We start from the raw sequence: 16,636 nt of genomic DNA, 5'->3' as shown, positions 1-16,636 counted from the left end.
GAATGATTTTTCGTCCTCATAGAGCTTTCATGGCGACCATCTGCTTCCCACTCATTTCAGTTTCGTATACAAAAGGTATTTATAACTTCTTTTTCGCTATTTTAACAGTCTTCAATAAAATAAAAGGCTGCCCTCAATTGGCAGCCGTTCTACTTGTTAATATTCCAGCGGATTTTCTCCGTACCTTTCCCATAACTTCGGGTACTTCTCTCTTAAACCCTGTTCATCGTCTTCGTCCCAATCCAATTCAATATCAGGCAAAACATAAGAATCTCCAGAAAGCTTTTCGTATAAATGATAATATTGGTCTTCGTCAAAGCCAGTCTTCTCTTCATATGCCATACTGGCAACATATAGCAATTCTTCCAACTGTGGCATATCTTCTTCTTCTTCAAGACCGCGAAGACAAGGGATAATTTCTTCGGGATCCTTCATAATAGCTTCATATGTTTCCTTACCTTGATAAAGCAGCCAAGCCCTGAAATAATCGAAGCAATCATCTGAACAGCCGCCCATAATTATATAAGCTGCCGCCCACAGATTAGATGTATATGATTTGTTATAATTCTGGTTAAACCAATAGTCAAACATGACAATGTCTTTTACCGGCCTTCTCGATAAGACGTTTATTAGCCACTCAAGCTGTTCTTCCGGATCTTCCCCTTTTCTCCTGGAAGTTTCAAGCATTTCCCAGAAAAGCATTTCTGTCATCGTGCTTTCCTTGATCACTTGTGCTGCTATAGCTGCTCCAGCATAACCTTTTTTCAGCTTGGATTGTATGAGTTTATTGGCTTCTTTCTGGCAGATGGCTTCCGTTTCAAATTCTTTGATTTTCACTGATCCAATGGAGCCAACTTTTCCATAAGTAACGGTATAATTCTTTCCTGAAACGCTAATTTTCCAAAATTTATGTGATTTTTCATCTTTAAATATGAGTAAAGTTTCCATAAAAGGCACTCCTAAATTACATTTTTATTCTATTATTTCTAACCGTTACATATTTCCATTTTACTTTAAAAAGATAAGAGAAGTCTTTACATTTTTCATGTTTATTTAAATTATTTATCCGGATTAAAATGGTTCTTTTTATCATAAAAAATTTCACAAACCGAAAATTGATTTTATTTTATCAATTGGACAGACTTTTTACACTAAAACCATTGAAATTCAATCTTATCTTGTTATAATGCATGTAGATTCTACTAAAAGGAAATAAGGTGGTATCTATGGCGAATAATTGCAGATTCGTAGTCAACGCTGTTGGCAAATGCGGAGAAACATATCATACCCAATGTAAAGATAAGAAAGAATTGCAGAACTGGATATTGGAAAACCAGGATAGAATTTCACGAAACGAGATCAAAGTGACGGATAAAAAGAAAAATCCTCTCCTAAAATTAATCAGTTTTAATAAATAAAAAAGGATAGAGATTCCTTCTTCTCTATCCCGCTTCTTTTACCCAGACGTATGAACGATAAATTCCAAATACATTTCCATTAATTTTTCAGCGGCAACTCTTTATTGGTTCCTGCTCTACTAAGAGTTAGCCGTCAACCTTCTCAACCAACCGTGCAGCATTAGCCGCAGCGTTTCTTGAGCTGCTTATATTTGCCGCTCTCTTCTTCCAGCTACACCCCATGTCTCTCAAACCTGTCAATTCCTTTGTTCTTGCCCATAACGATTAAAAGATCACCCTTTAAAATAATCTCGTCTGCCGGTGGTGATACAATGATTTCTTTTCCCCGCTGAATTCCGACGATATTGCAGCCAAATTTGGAGCTATGTTTAGATCTAATATGGATTTGTTTTGAATTTTATCCGAGGCAACAATTTCAGCCATACTGAAATTTTCGGAGAGCTCTATATAATCAACCATTTTTTCTGACACGATATGGTGGGCAATTCGCTTTGCCATATCTCTTTCAGGGTGAATCACACGGTCAACCCCGATTTTTTCCAGCACTCTGGCATGATAGTCATTATGCGCTTTTGCCCAAACCTGCGGAATTCCCATCTCTTTTAGCAACAATGATGTTAATATACTTGACTCAATATTTTCTCCAAAAGAAACAAAAGCATGATCGATATTTTTCATTCCCGCTTGTTTAATCGCTGCTTCGTCGATTCCATTTATTTGTACAGCATATGTCACATACTGTGCGTATTGATCAACTTTTTCCTGGTCAACATCGATGGCTAAAACCTCGACGCCAAGATCATAAAACTCTTTAATCAAGCTTCCTCCAAAGCGCCCCAAACCAAAAACAGCATATTGTTTTTTCATCAGAAATTTCCCTTCTTATAAAATGAACAAAAAAGCATTCATAGTAAAAGAATGGTCAATGCTGCCATAAATAAACCCTTGTCCCTATACTTATTTTTCACAGTGGAGAATAGAAAAGGAGGCGAAACAAACTCCGCCTCCTCTAATGGATCACTTTTCCGCGCTCAAACTGATTCATATCGGTTAACTCAATCATATACTCATAATTAGCAATGGTCCTTTGAAGCCTTTCTTTTTCTGCATCCACAACGTTTGGATCATTCATCCTATTCAGCAGCTCCAATTTTGAAGCCTCTAATTTTTCTTTTACTTCTAAGTAGTTCATATCCAACACCCCTAAAAATTTTTAGAAGGGAAATGGAACCGCTTTCCTTCCTAACTTTATTATACACCCATTACCTTTTGGGGTATTATAGAATTTATAGAAATTTTGTGAACCCTGATAAAAGTCATTTTTGTATTTTCCCATTTGCAGCAAACTTTTTTCTTACTTTTCTGCATGAACTAGCCTCCACCATTTTTGAAAGTACTTTTTTCTTTTTCCTAGGCTCTTTTCTTTTTTATGATTTCATGATTAAACAACAAAAAGAGTGGAGGGGTTGATTTCCGCTCCAGGATGCTCAAGCTTTTGCGGGGCGGGCGGTGAGCATCCTCGGCGCAGTGCGTCTGTGGGGTCTCACCTGTCCCACTCCTCCCGCAGGCCGTTGAATAAGCATCCTCGAATCATCACCGCACGAAGAAAATGCGAATGCATTTTCGCGGGATCTCGCACCTTACGCTCCAATCAACCAACCTTATTTTTCATTGTTATAAAAGCAACAAAGTTTGCGAAAACCGCCTTTTCCTAAAAAGTTATAATCCATCTCAAGCAGTAAAGAGCAATTTGTCAGGATTCATGAGGTTTTGGTCCCTAAATTGGCGAAGGCGGAAAAATTTACATAGACTTAATAATTTCTAAAAAATTCCCGCCAAGGATATATTCCTTTTGGTTATCAGGAATCTTAAGTGAAGTAATCCAGCTTTTCTTTGCCGAATAGTCATATTGGTTAAATTCCTTCATTCCGTAAGGCCCATCACAACCATAAAGAATTTTGCGGTATCCTAATGTTTGCACTGCCATTTTTACAATGGAGGGATTAAGATAGTCACTAGAGGTATCTATAAATACATTAGGCTTTTCCATAACGTACTTCCAAAGCTTCTTCCAAAATGGAAGGCCAGCATGAGCATATATTATTTTAAGCTTTGGATACTTTTCAGGTAAATATTTATAGGAGCCGGGTTCTGAAGACAAATGAATAATCATCGGGATGCCTTTTGCCTCGCACATCGCTGCAACTGGATCAAGAGCCCTTATGGGATATTGATGCATGAAGGGATGAGCTTTAACTCCAATAAAGCCGGGTCTACTAAGATAATATTCCACTTCTTTCAGTGAATCGGGTATCATTGGATTCACCGCTGCCCAGCCTAGAAAACGGTCTGGATACCGATCAATAGCAGCTGCGACAAGTTCATTGTTTGGTTTGGAAAAAATCTTGTATGCATTGCCATAGAGTTTTAAATAGTCGTGATCCACAAGATCATCATAAATCTTAAGCCCAATTTTCGGAACATTTAAGATTAGAAAACGAAATAAGTTCTGCAGATTATGCTGAAAAGTGCTATCCGCCTCAAACATTGTTTCGTTCATAGGGGGAATCAGCGCTGTTTTATTTACTCTATTTTTATCCATTCCTTCTATCATTTTTTCCAGAGTCAGCATGGTTTCGTCCAAATGAAAATGGCAATCAACAATCATGTTCATCCCCCTTTTATACGCTCACTTTAGGTATATAAACTATAAAATATTTTTAAGGGGCTCTCTGCTGAATTCAGTTAGTCAGCATTACCTTTTCAGGACCCCTAAATATTGAATCCAAGGTCCAACGTCCGCCCTGTATCTATTGGCCATGACTCTTGTAATCTGTGAAATATGTGTTAAATCATGCACAACCCATGTAGAAATTAATTCCCTTACCTTCACATCCCCAAATGCAGGATGTGAGCCAATCAATTCCAAATGAATATCCGGATCAATTAGACTCCTAAGCTTAGCTATATTTTTAGTTCGAATGCTTTTAAATTCCGCAAGCTCTTCCTCAATCGATTTAGCTTCCGCTTCATCTAAATGGGCATACCGATCAAATGGGGGAAATGGTTTGCCAGCCCCTTCTTTTAGAATAAATTCCAGTCTGGGAATCCAATTATTCTTCTCACCCTCAATCAGATGCTCAATCACTTCAGTGGCATTCCAGGTGCCTTCCCCTTCATGGCATAGCAGCCATTCCTCAGATGCCCCTATTAAAAAACATTCCAATGTTTGCGGGGTACGCTCCAGGATCTCGATCGCTTCATTTAATTTAAAATTCATCTAGCAGCTCCTCCTTTTTCCTTTTGATTGGACAAATATTTTTGTGTAAGGATACCTGCATTAAATACAGAAAAGATCATGGCAAGGTATAAAAGGAATCTTGGAAAATATAACTCCCCATCACCCTTAAATTCGGTATAAGAAAAAGACTGATAAACAAAAGCAAGCGCAACAATTATTGACAAGATGAATTGCCATTTTAATGAATTAATAATTTTGCAATCCCTCCGTTCCTTCCTCAATTATTTCGCCCAAATTATTAAAGATCCTTCCTTAGTTGCTTCCTATATAACCAGGAAGCCCTTCTTCTTCTATTTTTACAGATCTAACCAATTATTTTAGGGAGTAACAGTGATTATTAAAAAGAAGCGTACTTCTATTTTAGAAGTAACGCCCCTTTAATCGGTCTATCATTTAGTATTTAGTTTTCGGTCCCCAATCACCACTTCCACCTGGCAGGAGCTCAAATAATGACCAGATGCTGCAATAATCATCACCAGGGCCGAACGCAGCTTTTGTATAATGGTGAATGCTGCCGTCTTCATCCCTCAATAAAACGGAGACCCCTGGAAGTACATGGCCATTTTCATCCTTAAATCCGAGGTCTTCTTTAAAAGTCGTTCCTTCCGTTGATACACAATTGAAACTCCAGCCTCTGCTTTCCGAAATTTGACCAATTGTTTGGTAGTCATCCGGACTTGTTAAAACAAAGGATGCTTTATTTTCAATATGCTTTGTAAAACCATTCAATCCATCTGCCCAAAGAGTACAGTATGGACATGATTTTCCCATATTATGAATAACCACTAACTCCTGTTTGTCTCCAAACAGCTCGCTCAATGCAATCTTGGTTCCATCTGTAGTGGTTAGTATGTAATCTTTTACAGTGAATGAAGGAAGCTGCCTTCTTAATGCCGTTAGTTCCTCTTTTACCCGAAACAGTTCCTTTTCCTTCTCTTCAATTGCCTTTTCCACTTGTTCGGATGTTAATGAACTCATATATATGCCCCCCTATAAACATTGAATTATAAATTACTATACCCGCAAAATGATTTGTTTCCTTTATTAGACAAAAGGCTCTATTAAATTTGCCTGTTGACTTCCGCAACAAGCACTCCCTTCCCGCTGGCGGTCCGACGAGATACATTCTTTTCAAATAAACTAATAGATAGATGTTCATTCACTTTTATATTTTTCACTTTATTAAATCCGTTTTTTTTATAAAAATTTACAGCCGGCGTATTTTTAGATCCAGTTGATACAATCATCTTTTCTATGCCTTTTATGCTATGAATAAAATCCATTAATTGCTGGGCAATTCTTTTTCTAAAATAATTCGGGTGTACAATTAATCTATGTATATCTACTGTGTTATTTTCTAGTTTAAAAGAGATTGCTCCACACAACTCCTTATTCATATAGCAGCCGAAGAACGTTTCACCGCATTTTTGCAGTGTTTCAACGGTATCCTTTAATGGAGGTATATCTGGACACTCGATGAGTTCAGCCTCAACTTGATAAGACGGGATTTGAACGCTAAAAACTTCTTCAGCCGCTTTTCGATTACTGATATCAATTTCCTTAATCAAGTGTATCCCTCATTTTAGAATTTCTCTTAATTAAATTCTCTTCTAATGAAAATAATCCTCTAAAATGTCAGAATGATAGTCCAATTTTCTTTGGACTATTGTTTATTTTCCAAATAAAATGGTGGATAAGGGGTGATTAAGATGAATCTGAAATATGAAACTTTAACAGAGGATAAAATCGAGTATTGCCGGGATTTGTGCAATGAGCTGATGGCCTTTCAGAAATCGAAAGCGAACATAAAGCCAGAACTTTTTGACAGTATGAGATTTGAGACTAGGATGGTTCCTTCTGTAAAAGCTGCCTTACATAACTATATTGCAGTCGTAAAAGATGATGAAGAAATTGTAGCATATGTCTATTCCAATATTTCTCCTAAAGAAGCATATTCAAATGATTTTGCTACCTTTTTTGATCTATCTTCAGTCAGAAAACAGAATGTCGGGTGTTTATCACAATTTTTTATTAAAGATGGATACAGAAAATATGGGATTGGATCGAAACTTTTCGATATGTCGATGAATTGGTTAAGTGAATTTGAGGATGTGGAGGACTATTTTATCTATGTTTCAAATGGAAACACAGATGCCCTGGAGTTTTATAAACATAAGGGATTCCAAGTCAGCCATGATATTTTGGATGGTTTTATAACGGTTTTACGGAGAAAGGCTCATAAATTTGAAGTTTAAGATGTGAGCTAATTTTTCTGCAAATAGATGTTGCATTACGATAACAACCGAAGGAGAGGTAAACCATGGCAGGAACTTTAATCAAAGAACTAAGCAATCCTCATGAATGGAAAGAAGCATACCCAATAATGAAGCAGCTGCGGACTCATTTGGATGAAGAAACATACCTTGAGCTTGTCTCGGAAGCGGTACAAAAAGAAGGCTATAAATTGGCGGCATTATATGAAGCTGGAAAAATGAAGGCAGTCACTGGTTTCATGCCTATGATCACTTTATATAATGGAAGATTCATTTGGGTATGCGATCTGGTTACTGATCCGAATCAGCGTTCCAAAGGCTATGGCGAAGCCCTTCTTTCCTATGTCGAAAGCTGGGCAAAGGACAATGGTTATAACAAAGTCTCTCTTTCATCTGGTCTGCAAAGAGAAGCAGCCCACCGGTTTTACGAGGAAAAAATGGACTATGACAAGGTCAGTTATGTGTTTTTGAAAGGATTATAAGGGTGAACTTTCCAACAGAAGGCCATGATCAGGCCTTCTGTTATAAGCTTCTTTTAATCATTTTTCAAAGTGATTTTACTCCAGTTTACCCCTTCACGATTCAAGCCATTTCCAGTCTCATATCTTTTGCAGGCAACATTTCAGGAGTGGAAAGCAATTTATCATTCCAAGTTTTCTTTCGTTTTTTCTGTAATTTTCTGAATGATTTACATCTTCTTATAAAAAACGACCAGAACGTCATTAAAACATCCTGGCCTAACCTATTTAGATTATTTCTGTTCCTTGTTTCAGGATTGCATTTTGTATGTTTTGTTCTTTTTCTTTTGTGCCTGCGTCACCAAGTGAGGCACAGCTTCTCCACAGTTCCTCCTTAGCCTGCTGCCAGGGCAACTGAGGTGCAATTAATTCCATGTATTTTTCAACCTCTTCATCAGACAGTCTTCTTCTTGTTTCAATATCACGAACATCCCCGATGTTCCAAATTCCTTCTGGTCAAGCTGGATGGACAATTGAATATCCATCATCCAGAAGAAAAATTCCATATTCACGGTTTTCTTTTATAACTTTCATATGACCCCTCCTCAAAGAAATTGGCATTTATTTAAGATTCCATTAAAGGGAGGCAAAATCCTTTATTCAAGCAAAGAAAAATAATTATGCAGAATATCATCTATGTGTACAGGTAAGTATTTTTTGTGCAGAGAAATCTTCATATACGCAGAGAAAATTTTTTATGTGCAGAGAAATTTTTTTATGAGCAGAGAAATCTGTTTATGTGCAGAGAAACCATTCACAGGTCAAGATTCGGTCAATATTTCAATAAAACCAGCCCGTTTCAGGCTGGATTTTTTAGGTTCATATCAAATTGTACTATTGATTCTAAAAACTATTGCTGAACTAACGATTTTTCTTCCTCTAGTGTGATCATCGCCGTCTGTTCCTTACCATCGCGGTAGTAGGTTACCTCTACCTCATCGCCAATTTCTTTTTCTGTATAAAGAAATTTACGTAATTCTATCACATTTGTAATTTCCGTCCCATCGAGCTTTACAATGACATCATATTGCTGAAGGCCTGCTTGCCCCGATGGCGATGATGGTTCCACCTGTCTTACAATAACGCCGTCTGTTACTTCTTTAGGCAACTGTAATTTTTTCTGATAGTATTGTGATGGGATATCGGCTAAATTGATTGGGATGATTCCTAAGTAAGGGCGTTTTACTTCGCCATATACTTCGAAATCCTCCAAAACCGGCATTGCCACATCGATCGGTATGGCAAACCCGATCCCTTCTACACCTTCCATCGCTATTTTTGAAGAGTTAATGCCAATTAGCTCCCCATTAATATTGATTAAAGCACCTCCACTGTTGCCAGGGTTAATAGATGCATCTGTTTGAATGACTTCTGATTGCCAATCCGCCATGCCATCCTGATTTACATCAACTGGCATCGTGCGGTCTGGTGCACTGATGACTCCCGTTGTGACAGTCCCTTGCAGAAAACCGAGCGGGTTTCCGATCGCAATAGCAGTTTGCCCTGGCTTTAAGTCTTCTGATTTCCCAATTTCTATTACATGTTCAATCTTTTCACTATCCACTTCCAATACGGCCAGATCCAGAAGCGGATCTGACCCAAGCAATTTAGCCGGAAGCTTGGTATCATTGCTTAAATTGATTTCAATTGTGCTCGCGCCGTCAATCACATGATGATTTGTCACCACATAGGCCTTTCCATCTTCCTTTTTATAAATGACACCCGATCCAGAACCAGCACGTTGCGGCTCTGTTCCCTGCCACATATCACCGCCCTGATAATTGATAACACTAACAACGGCGTCCATGCTTTTATCAACAGCTTTTGTAATCGAGTTTGACTCCCCATCCCCTTCTTCAGCAGCATTAACTTTTTTTTCACTTTGCTTTAAGGGATTTTTTTCTTCCAGACTCTCATTCGCTTTTTCGTCTTCTGACAAAGAAGGGATTGTCAAAAATATGAAAAGCGCACCGATAACACCAATGATGCCTGCCATAAGGACTTTTCCTTTTGATCCTTTCCTGTCATTTTCTCTTTCGCGATCAAATGGCTCCACTAATAAACCTTCCTTTCTTTTTAGTGACTTGTAATAATTAATATCCTAAAGTGTTAAATGTTAACTTTTATATTGCTAAGCATTTAAAACAAAAAAAAGGTCTGCCGTCCTGATTGGAGTACAGACCTTTTTTCAAATTATATTAATTAACCGAAACAGAATTGCTATTCTCTTTCCCTTTAAAAACCAGCTGATCCAAAGCAAATAATTTAGAGCCTGTGATGGCAATGGCACCTGCCATTGCAAGAAGAGCAAGGTCCAATTCATATCCGGCACCCTGGCCATTTCCGAGGAAACCTCCCGCTAATTTCACTTTAATAATGGCACCTGCCATCAGTAAGACAAATAATGCAGAAACCACTCTGCTGAATAAACCAAGTACTAATGCTATTCCGCCGACAAGCTCAATACCTGCAACAACGGTTGCCAGGAATCCTGGAAGGCCAATGCTTGAAAACCAACCCGCCGTGTTTTCGATCCCGCCTTGAAATTTTACTAACCCATGTACAAAGAATGTTAATCCTAAAACAACGCGCAAAATTAATGTGCCTACTTCATATTTGTTTTCCATATTCATATCCTCCAATTTTTTATTTACCAAATTGCCACACACTGTGGCTTAAATTTCCGTATCGATAGCTGCGATGCAATAGTGTAGCTGATTTCTCTTGATCAGCAGCACCCATTGCATAAAAAAGCGGAATGAAATGCTCATTGCCATACGGCGGAACTGCGATATCCGCATTTGGAGCCAATGATTTGTAGTTAAATAAAGATTCCAAATCCCAGTCGTTAATATGCTTTTCAAGCCATACTTCAAATTCAAGGGCCCAGCTGTCGACCGATCCATTGTCCTTGAACATGTTCACTGCACCAAGGTTGTGAACCGTGCCTCCGCTTGCAATGATCATCATTCCCTCCTCCCTTAATGCAGCCAAAGACTTCCCAATTTTATATTGTTCCTCTGGTGTTAGTCTTGGGTTTACAGACATGGAAATGACCGGAATGTCAGCCTGAGGATAAAGCATTCTAAGAACGACCCAGGCACCGTGGTCCAAGCCTCGCTTTTTGTCGACTTCAAAAACAATCCCTTGCTTCGTGAATAGTTCTATAATTTCTTTTGTAACTTGCTTATTACCTTTAGCACTGTACTTAATCTGGTATAATTCTTCCGGAAATCCGCCAAAATCATAAATCGTTTCAAACTCATCCACATCACTTACTTTTTGCAAAGCTGATTCCCAGTGGGCGGAAAATAGAATAATCGCCTTGGGCTTTTCCAATGAAACGCCTAAGGATTGCAAAAATTGAGTATATATATTTTTTTCAATCGCCAGCAATGGTGCTCCATGCGCAATAAAAAATGATGGCATCATCATGTTATTCCTCCTTCTTGGGTTAGTATCTTGCAGCTCACATAAAAATGTATGCGGAGCTTCATTAAATTTACAAGATCTGTTTTGGAATTTTTATAGAAATTAAATATTCATAATAGAAAACAACCATACAAAAAAATAAATGTTTCTCTTTATGAATATTAATTACTTATAAGATAACAAGACTGCCTCTAGATTGTCAATTGTTTTTTTGCTAATATATAAATATGTTTTTTATTAGAAAACCTTTGAGGTGATTATACTGGACATAGGAACAAAGATAAGGGCAATCAGGAACCGCAAAAAAATCACCATTGCGCAAATGTCTGAAGGGACTGGATTATCGAAAGGCTTTATCAGCAATGTGGAAAATAATAATACGTCCCCTTCCATTAATACTTTGAGTACGATTGCAGATTTTCTTGGCGTCCCACTTCCCTATTTGCTTCTCGAGAAGAAACAGCATATGAAGGTCGTCAGGAAAGAAGAAAGAGCGACTTCAACTTTTAACAACCTAAAGATAGAACATTTAACGTCAAAAGGCGGCCTGAGGATGATGATCGTTGAATTCCCTCCCGGGGCATCTATGGGGGAACAGCATGCTCATGAAGGGGAAGAATGCCACCTCGTGCTCGAGGGTAAAATTATGGCGGAGCAAGGAGAAGATTCATTTATTGTTGAAGCAGGCGATTCCTTCAGCTGGAATGCAAGTGTTCCCCATTTTGCCAAAAACGTTACAGATAAAAAAGCTGTGGTCTTAATCTCCGTGTATTCTGATACAGAATTGAATGATGTCTTATAAAAAGATGCCCTTGCGAGAGGGCATTCATTCATTCATTCATTAATCAACCGCCGGTCATGACCTTTCCCCAATTTTCAGTTATGCTCGCTCAATAGTTGTGTCCTTTGGTTATGCGATTCGCGATAAATAGAGGAAAAAGTGGTGCCAGGCCTAATAATCTGAACCCATTCTCAGCACCCCAGAAATATAATGACGGCAAGACAAGCAATACGCTGCTCATGACAAGTAATTTTTTGGACTCTTTTGATACACCAGCAATCAATAAAAGGATAGAACTCACAGTCAATAACCAAAATGCAAGACCTACCAATACCCCATTTCCCTCTTCCCCCTTGCCAGTTAGTAAATGCCCTGTGTCACACGCATTTCCTTCTGTTTGTTTTTTTGAAAAATCCCTTATATCACCGTGTCCAGTGCTTGGGACAAAACTGGTTTCGATTTTCCTGTATCGCTTTTACAGAATTTTATATTCTGCTCTTTTCTTATTCTATTTTTCCTGCAAACTTCCTTTTTTACTTAAAAAGATAAACATCCCCAAAATAGTTTTAAAAGAAATATAGACATTCTGCAAATACTTGTTATAATTCTCTAAGATATTATTTGAAAAGGGTGTACTATGGGGAATACTTGCAGATATGTCGTTAGCGCAACCGGCAAAAATGGAGAAATGTATTATACACATTGTAAGGACAAGGCAGAGCTAAAAAAGTGGCTTTCAGAGCATCAGGAACAGGTAAATATGAAAGATGTAAAAATTAAAGACAAGAATAGACATCCATTATTAAGATGGTTGAATTTTTAAAAATAGATATTTCATTGGGATGCAGCTCATTATGAACTTTAAATTGAGCTGCTTTTTCTAAGATTTGAATTGTACACAGAGCAATATAGGAAAATAGGTTTAACTTCTGTTTTATAAATTGACAAACGTTAAGATTCATATTAAATTACTATCAGGACAATAGAAATAGTTATAACCTTGGAACGGCAAAAACTTTAAAAATAAACCTTTTTCAGGAACCTAATATTATACAATAAAAACTTTATAAGATTCGCTTAATCTTTTGAGCGGGGGAACCAATTGTACTTATTTCATAAGTATATGGGGTGAATCCTTTTTTAAGGTAGGGTACTCTCAAGACCCGAATCCGGCAGCTAACCTCGTAAGCGTGTTGAGAGGAAAACACGGCAGTTTTTGCACAGTGGTTTTTGCCTCTGTGTTTTTTTGTTGCCAATTTTAGGTGAATTCTTCTGTATTTTGGCCTTAATAGGAGTAATAATAATCCTGGCCCTTATGTTTATTTGTTTATTTTTATCATTGGAGGAAAAAGTATGAAGTTATCAACAAAAATTATTCTTGCCTTAATTGCTGGCGGTATAACAGGTCTATTAATTAATATTTTTGCACCTGACATTTTCCCGCAGCTCGACCAATTTATCTTTACTCCGCTTGGAAAGATCTTTTTAAATCTTATTAATATGCTGGTTGTACCGATTGTTTTCTTTTCTATTACACTTGGAACTGCAGGACTTGGCGATCCAAAAAAACTTGGCCGGATCGGAATTAAAACGATCACATTCTTCCTTGTTACGACGTCAATAGCCATTACGATAGGTTTGGCCCTATCAGCAGTGATCCAGCCGGGAAATGTCGGAGAGTTTGATATAACAAATGCACAGTTTGAATCAAAGGAAGCGCCGCCGGTCTCTGACACATTATTAAATATTATTCCAACCAATCCAGTGAAAGCGTTCGCAGAAGGAAATATGCTTCAGATTATTGCTTTCTCTGTATTTGTCGGTTTTGCACTTACCATGCTGGGAAACAAAACAAAAGGAATACTGAATTTAATTGAACAAGGCAATGACCTTATGATGTATCTTGTTAATCTGGTAATGAAATTTGCTCCATATGGAACTTTTGGCTTGATTGTTTCTGCTGTCGGCAGCCAGGGACTTGATGCCATCAAAGCAATGGGCCTTTATATGATCGTTGTCGTACTTGCACTTATTGTACATGCCATCTTGACCTATGGAACTTCAGTAGCCGTCATTGCAAAGAAGAGTCCCTTATGGTTCTTTAAAGGCTTTGCACCTGCCATGGGTGTTGCATTTAGTACATCCAGCAGTAATGCCACTTTGCCGATTTCCATGAGCACCGCCCAGAAAAACCTTAAAGTGCCCGAGTCCATAAGCAGTTTTGTCCAGCCGCTCGGCGCCACGATCAATATGGACGGAACAGCTATTATGCAGGGTGTCGCCACAATCTTCATTGCACAGGTATTCAACGTGGATCTAACCTTCACTCAGCTTATTACTGTTGTCCTAACAGCCGTTCTTGCAAGCGTAGGTACTGCCGGTGTACCGGGAGTCGGCCTAATTATGCTGGCAATGGTCCTGAATTCAGTTAACCTGCCGGTCGAAGGTATCGCTTTAATTATCGGAATTGACCGTCTGCTTGATATGACACGTACAGCCGTCAATATTACCGGTGACGCTGCATGCGCTGTTATTGTGGCAGAAACTGAGGAAAAAAGAGAAAAACTGAAGACAAACTAATATATTGAGACCGGCACTGATTCGCAGTGCCGGTTTTTTAATTGATTTAAAATGGCAATTCATATAAACATTACCCAGCCCTGGTCTACTTAGAACTTGAAAGGAAAGGCCAAACGCTAACAATCATTTCTATTGCTAGCCTATCACCCATACGTGTATAATTAACACTATTACCATCACGTTATAGTTTGGAGGGGTCTTCCATGGGGCTGAGAAGTTAAGAATTGGGGAGCTGGCTGAGAAAGCTAATGTTACCAAGAGAACAATAGATTACTATACAACACTGGGCTTATTAAAAGCAGAACGTTCCCCTTCAAATTACCGTTATTATGATTACTCCTCTATCGAACGTATTGCTTTTATTGAAAAATGTAAAGATGATGGATTATCATTAGAGGAAATTAAAAATAAGGCGATCAGCCAATTTTCTGAAGAAGTGGATGTTCTTGAACTCCGCTTAAAGATACAGGATTTGGAGAAGGATGTAACCAAGGCTCTTTCTCAGTTGAAGGAATCTGACCCAAATAAATATGAACACTTTAAAAAGAAATTATCAAACGAAAGCTTATCATTAATTCAGTCATTGCTCTTATTGCTGAGCTAATGACCTGTATTAATGCCCTGATAATTTGCAGGGAATCATAACACACAACCTTAGGAGGTGTAAGTCTTACATTATGTAAGACTGCTCGTTGACTACAACCATAAATTTATTACTGATTGCTTTATTAATAGCATTAACCGCATTTTTCGTCGCAACTGAATTTGCCATAGTAAAGGTCCGTGGTTCGAGGATCGATCAGCTCATTGCTGAAGGAAAAAAAGGCTCAGCAGCTGGCAAAAAAGTCGTATCTCATTTAGATGAATATTTATCAGCCTGCCAGCTGGGAATCACCATGACTGCATTAGGACTTGGTTGGCTTGGTGAACCTACTGTTGAGAAGCTCTTGCACCCATTGTTTGAGTATTTTGAGCTGAATGAATCGGTTACCCATTTACTATCGTTTGGTATTGCTTTTGCCATTGTAACCTTCCTTCATGTTGTAATTGGGGAGCTTGCTCCCAAAACGGTTGCCATTCAAAAGGCAGAAACTGTTACCTTGGCATTTGCAAAACCGATTATATGGTTTTATAAAATTGCCTATCCCATTATCTGGTTCTTAAATGGATCAGCGCGTGTCCTTGTTGGCCTATTTGGCTTAAAACCGGCATCCGAACATGAAATCGCCCATTCGGAAGAGGAACTCCGAATCCTTCTATCGGAAAGTTATAAAAGCGGTGAAATTAATAAAAATGAATTGAAGTACATGAACAATATCTTTGAATTTGACGAAAGAGTAGCAAAAGAAATCATGGTCCCGCGGACGGAAATGATTACGATTTCCATTGACGACAGCTTTAAAGAGATCATCGACACCATTCAATCTGAAAATTACACGCGATACCCTGTGGAAGATGGCGACAAAGATAATATTCGCGGTTTCATTAATGTGAAGGAATTCTTGACAGCCAATTTGACAAACCGAGTAAAGCCAGAGAATTTGGATTTGGATTCATTCATTAATCCCGTTATCCATGTTATTGAAAACATTCCGATACATGACCTGCTTGTCAAAATGCAAAAGGAACGGACACACATGGCGATACTGATCGATGAATATGGCGGCACGTCCGGATTAGTAACTGTTGAGGATATCCTTGAGGAGATCGTCGGTGAAATACGGGATGAATTTGACGAAGATGAAATCCCTGAAATTCGAAAAATAAATGATCATCATTATATTTTGGATTCCAAATTGCTGATTGAGGATGTTAACAATCTGCTTGGGACAGATTTTCACCACGAAGATGTAGATACAATTGGCGGATGGTTCCTGACTCAGCATATGGATGACGCTGATATCGGAACTGCCATTGAAGCTGAAGGCTTTACATTTAAAGTATATGAAAAAGACGGGCACCAGCTGCATTATTTAGAAGTTGTTAAATTATAAAGCTCTTTTCGTTTAGATTGTTGTTTTTGGACTATAAAAGCTTGCCCGTTGATTTCCGCTCCAGTCACTTGCTTTCCACGGGGAGGAACGAGAGCCTCCTCGGCGTTTCACGCCTGTGGGGTCTCCCGCTCCCTCTCTTCCCGCAGGACATTGAATAAACACCCTTGAGTAACCATCGCACGAAGAAAATGCGGATGCATTTTCGAGGATCAAGGTGCCTTCCACTCCAATCAACTCAGTGGGCTAGCATTAGTTTTCCGTCGAAAAAAGCCTTTTACAAAAAAGCCTTCCAAAAAAGCTGCTAAAAACTTTCAAATGTTAATGAGACCGCTTAGCCTT

The 16,636-nt window shown here is 38.4% G+C and carries 16 protein-coding genes, 1 pseudogene and 1 riboswitch; of the genes and pseudogenes, 6 read left to right on the top strand and 11 right to left on the bottom strand.

Features of this window, described 5'->3' with window-relative positions:
* Positions 1–156: 156 nt before the first annotated feature.
* The 7 genes and pseudogenes from J7I93_RS11430 to J7I93_RS11400 all read right to left on the bottom strand — a co-directional run bounded on the left by J7I93_RS11430 (position 157) and on the right by J7I93_RS11400 (position 6,287).
* Complete coding sequence (locus tag J7I93_RS11430) at positions 157–948, bottom strand: DUF4240 domain-containing protein (RefSeq protein ID WP_214725983.1); 792 nt, start codon at positions 946–948, stop codon at positions 157–159.
* 681 nt (positions 949–1,629) lie between these two features.
* Positions 1,630–2,285 (bottom strand): annotated as a pseudogene (locus J7I93_RS11425) (potassium channel family protein).
* A gap of 142 nt (positions 2,286–2,427) precedes the next feature.
* On the bottom strand, positions 2,428–2,610 hold the full coding sequence (locus J7I93_RS11420; protein WP_214725982.1) for a DUF3896 family protein: 183 nt from the start codon (positions 2,608–2,610) through the stop codon (positions 2,428–2,430).
* A gap of 609 nt (positions 2,611–3,219) precedes the next feature.
* Positions 3,220–4,086 (bottom strand): amidohydrolase family protein, encoded by an 867-nt coding sequence (locus J7I93_RS11415; RefSeq protein WP_214725981.1) that lies wholly within the window; start codon positions 4,084–4,086, stop codon positions 3,220–3,222.
* A gap of 87 nt (positions 4,087–4,173) precedes the next feature.
* Entirely contained in the window at positions 4,174–4,698 is a 525-nt protein-coding gene (locus J7I93_RS11410) for a DinB family protein (protein ID WP_214725980.1), read from the bottom strand.
* A 414-nt stretch (positions 4,699–5,112) separates the two neighbouring features.
* A complete protein-coding gene (locus J7I93_RS11405) occupies positions 5,113–5,697 on the bottom strand; it encodes a DUF899 family protein (protein ID WP_214725979.1) in 585 nt (194 codons plus the stop codon).
* An 83-nt stretch (positions 5,698–5,780) separates the two neighbouring features.
* On the bottom strand, positions 5,781–6,287 hold the full coding sequence (locus J7I93_RS11400; protein ID WP_214725978.1) for a GNAT family N-acetyltransferase: 507 nt from the start codon (positions 6,285–6,287) through the stop codon (positions 5,781–5,783).
* Positions 6,288–6,428: 141 nt separating this feature from the next.
* On the opposite strand from J7I93_RS11400, the gene J7I93_RS11395 reads away from it, so the two are divergent.
* Positions 6,429–6,974 (top strand): GNAT family N-acetyltransferase, encoded by a 546-nt coding sequence (locus tag J7I93_RS11395; RefSeq protein ID WP_214725977.1) that lies wholly within the window; start codon positions 6,429–6,431, stop codon positions 6,972–6,974.
* Between the two features lie 65 nt (positions 6,975–7,039).
* Positions 7,040–7,474: a GNAT family N-acetyltransferase gene (locus J7I93_RS11390; protein WP_214725976.1), complete on the top strand. Its 435-nt coding sequence runs from the start codon at positions 7,040–7,042 to the stop codon at positions 7,472–7,474.
* Positions 7,475–7,738: 264 nt separating this feature from the next.
* On the opposite strand, the gene J7I93_RS11385 is transcribed toward J7I93_RS11390, so the two are convergent.
* The 4 genes from J7I93_RS11385 to J7I93_RS11370 form a co-directional block, all read right to left on the bottom strand.
* Positions 7,739–7,885: a hypothetical protein gene (locus J7I93_RS11385; RefSeq protein WP_214725975.1), complete on the bottom strand. Its 147-nt coding sequence runs from the start codon at positions 7,883–7,885 to the stop codon at positions 7,739–7,741.
* A 475-nt stretch (positions 7,886–8,360) separates the two neighbouring features.
* Positions 8,361–9,566: a S1C family serine protease gene (locus tag J7I93_RS11380; protein WP_353050268.1), complete on the bottom strand. Its 1,206-nt coding sequence runs from the start codon at positions 9,564–9,566 to the stop codon at positions 8,361–8,363.
* Positions 9,567–9,708: 142 nt separating this feature from the next.
* The gene (locus tag J7I93_RS11375) at positions 9,709–10,137 is read right to left on the bottom strand and encodes a DoxX family protein (protein WP_214725974.1); all 429 of its coding nucleotides are present in this window, start codon (positions 10,135–10,137) and stop codon (positions 9,709–9,711) included.
* A 19-nt stretch (positions 10,138–10,156) separates the two neighbouring features.
* Complete coding sequence (locus tag J7I93_RS11370) at positions 10,157–10,942, bottom strand: DODA-type extradiol aromatic ring-opening family dioxygenase (RefSeq protein ID WP_214725992.1); 786 nt, start codon at positions 10,940–10,942, stop codon at positions 10,157–10,159.
* A 262-nt stretch (positions 10,943–11,204) separates the two neighbouring features.
* Between J7I93_RS11370 and J7I93_RS11365 the strand changes: the two genes are divergently transcribed.
* The 4 genes from J7I93_RS11365 (at position 11,205) to J7I93_RS11350 (ending at position 16,297) form a co-directional block, all read left to right on the top strand.
* A complete protein-coding gene (locus J7I93_RS11365) occupies positions 11,205–11,744 on the top strand; it encodes a cupin domain-containing protein (RefSeq protein WP_214725991.1) in 540 nt (179 codons plus the stop codon).
* Positions 11,745–12,787: 1,043 nt separating this feature from the next.
* Positions 12,788–12,928: riboswitch (cyclic di-AMP (ydaO/yuaA leader) on the top strand.
* Positions 12,929–13,076: 148 nt separating this feature from the next.
* On the top strand, positions 13,077–14,303 hold the full coding sequence (locus tag J7I93_RS11360) for a dicarboxylate/amino acid:cation symporter (protein WP_214725973.1): 1,227 nt from the start codon (positions 13,077–13,079) through the stop codon (positions 14,301–14,303).
* A 223-nt stretch (positions 14,304–14,526) separates the two neighbouring features.
* Complete coding sequence (locus tag J7I93_RS11355; protein WP_353050269.1) at positions 14,527–14,907, top strand: MerR family transcriptional regulator; 381 nt, start codon at positions 14,527–14,529, stop codon at positions 14,905–14,907.
* An 88-nt stretch (positions 14,908–14,995) separates the two neighbouring features.
* The gene (locus J7I93_RS11350) at positions 14,996–16,297 is read left to right on the top strand and encodes a hemolysin family protein (RefSeq protein ID WP_214725972.1); all 1,302 of its coding nucleotides are present in this window, start codon (positions 14,996–14,998) and stop codon (positions 16,295–16,297) included.
* The last annotated feature ends 339 nt before the right edge of the window (positions 16,298–16,636 follow it).

Origin of the sequence: Bacillus sp. ISL-47, assembly GCF_018613175.1 — a bacterium.
Lineage (GTDB): Bacteria > Bacillota > Bacilli > Bacillales > Cytobacillaceae > Cytobacillus.
This window is presented reverse-complemented; position numbering and strand designations above follow the sequence as displayed.

Excerpts from the sequence above, each read along its gene's own strand:
- J7I93_RS11430 (WP_214725983.1), bottom strand. The coding sequence starts at position 948 with ATGGAAACTTTACTCATATTTAAAGATGAAAAATCACATAAATTTTGG.
- J7I93_RS11420 (WP_214725982.1), bottom strand. The coding sequence starts at position 2,610 with ATGAACTACTTAGAAGTAAAAGAAAAATTAGAGGCTTCAAAATTGGAG.
- J7I93_RS11415 (WP_214725981.1), bottom strand. The coding sequence starts at position 4,086 with ATGATTGTTGATTGCCATTTTCATTTGGACGAAACCATGCTGACTCTG.
- J7I93_RS11410 (WP_214725980.1), bottom strand. The coding sequence starts at position 4,698 with ATGAATTTTAAATTAAATGAAGCGATCGAGATCCTGGAGCGTACCCCG.
- J7I93_RS11405 (WP_214725979.1), bottom strand. The coding sequence starts at position 5,697 with ATGAGTTCATTAACATCCGAACAAGTGGAAAAGGCAATTGAAGAGAAG.
- J7I93_RS11395 (WP_214725977.1), top strand. The coding sequence starts at position 6,429 with ATGAATCTGAAATATGAAACTTTAACAGAGGATAAAATCGAGTATTGC.
- J7I93_RS11390 (WP_214725976.1), top strand. The coding sequence starts at position 7,040 with ATGGCAGGAACTTTAATCAAAGAACTAAGCAATCCTCATGAATGGAAA.
- J7I93_RS11385 (WP_214725975.1), bottom strand. The coding sequence starts at position 7,885 with ATGGAATTAATTGCACCTCAGTTGCCCTGGCAGCAGGCTAAGGAGGAA.
- J7I93_RS11375 (WP_214725974.1), bottom strand. The coding sequence starts at position 10,137 with ATGGAAAACAAATATGAAGTAGGCACATTAATTTTGCGCGTTGTTTTA.
- J7I93_RS11370 (WP_214725992.1), bottom strand. The coding sequence starts at position 10,942 with ATGATGCCATCATTTTTTATTGCGCATGGAGCACCATTGCTGGCGATT.
- J7I93_RS11360 (WP_214725973.1), top strand. The coding sequence starts at position 13,077 with ATGAAGTTATCAACAAAAATTATTCTTGCCTTAATTGCTGGCGGTATA.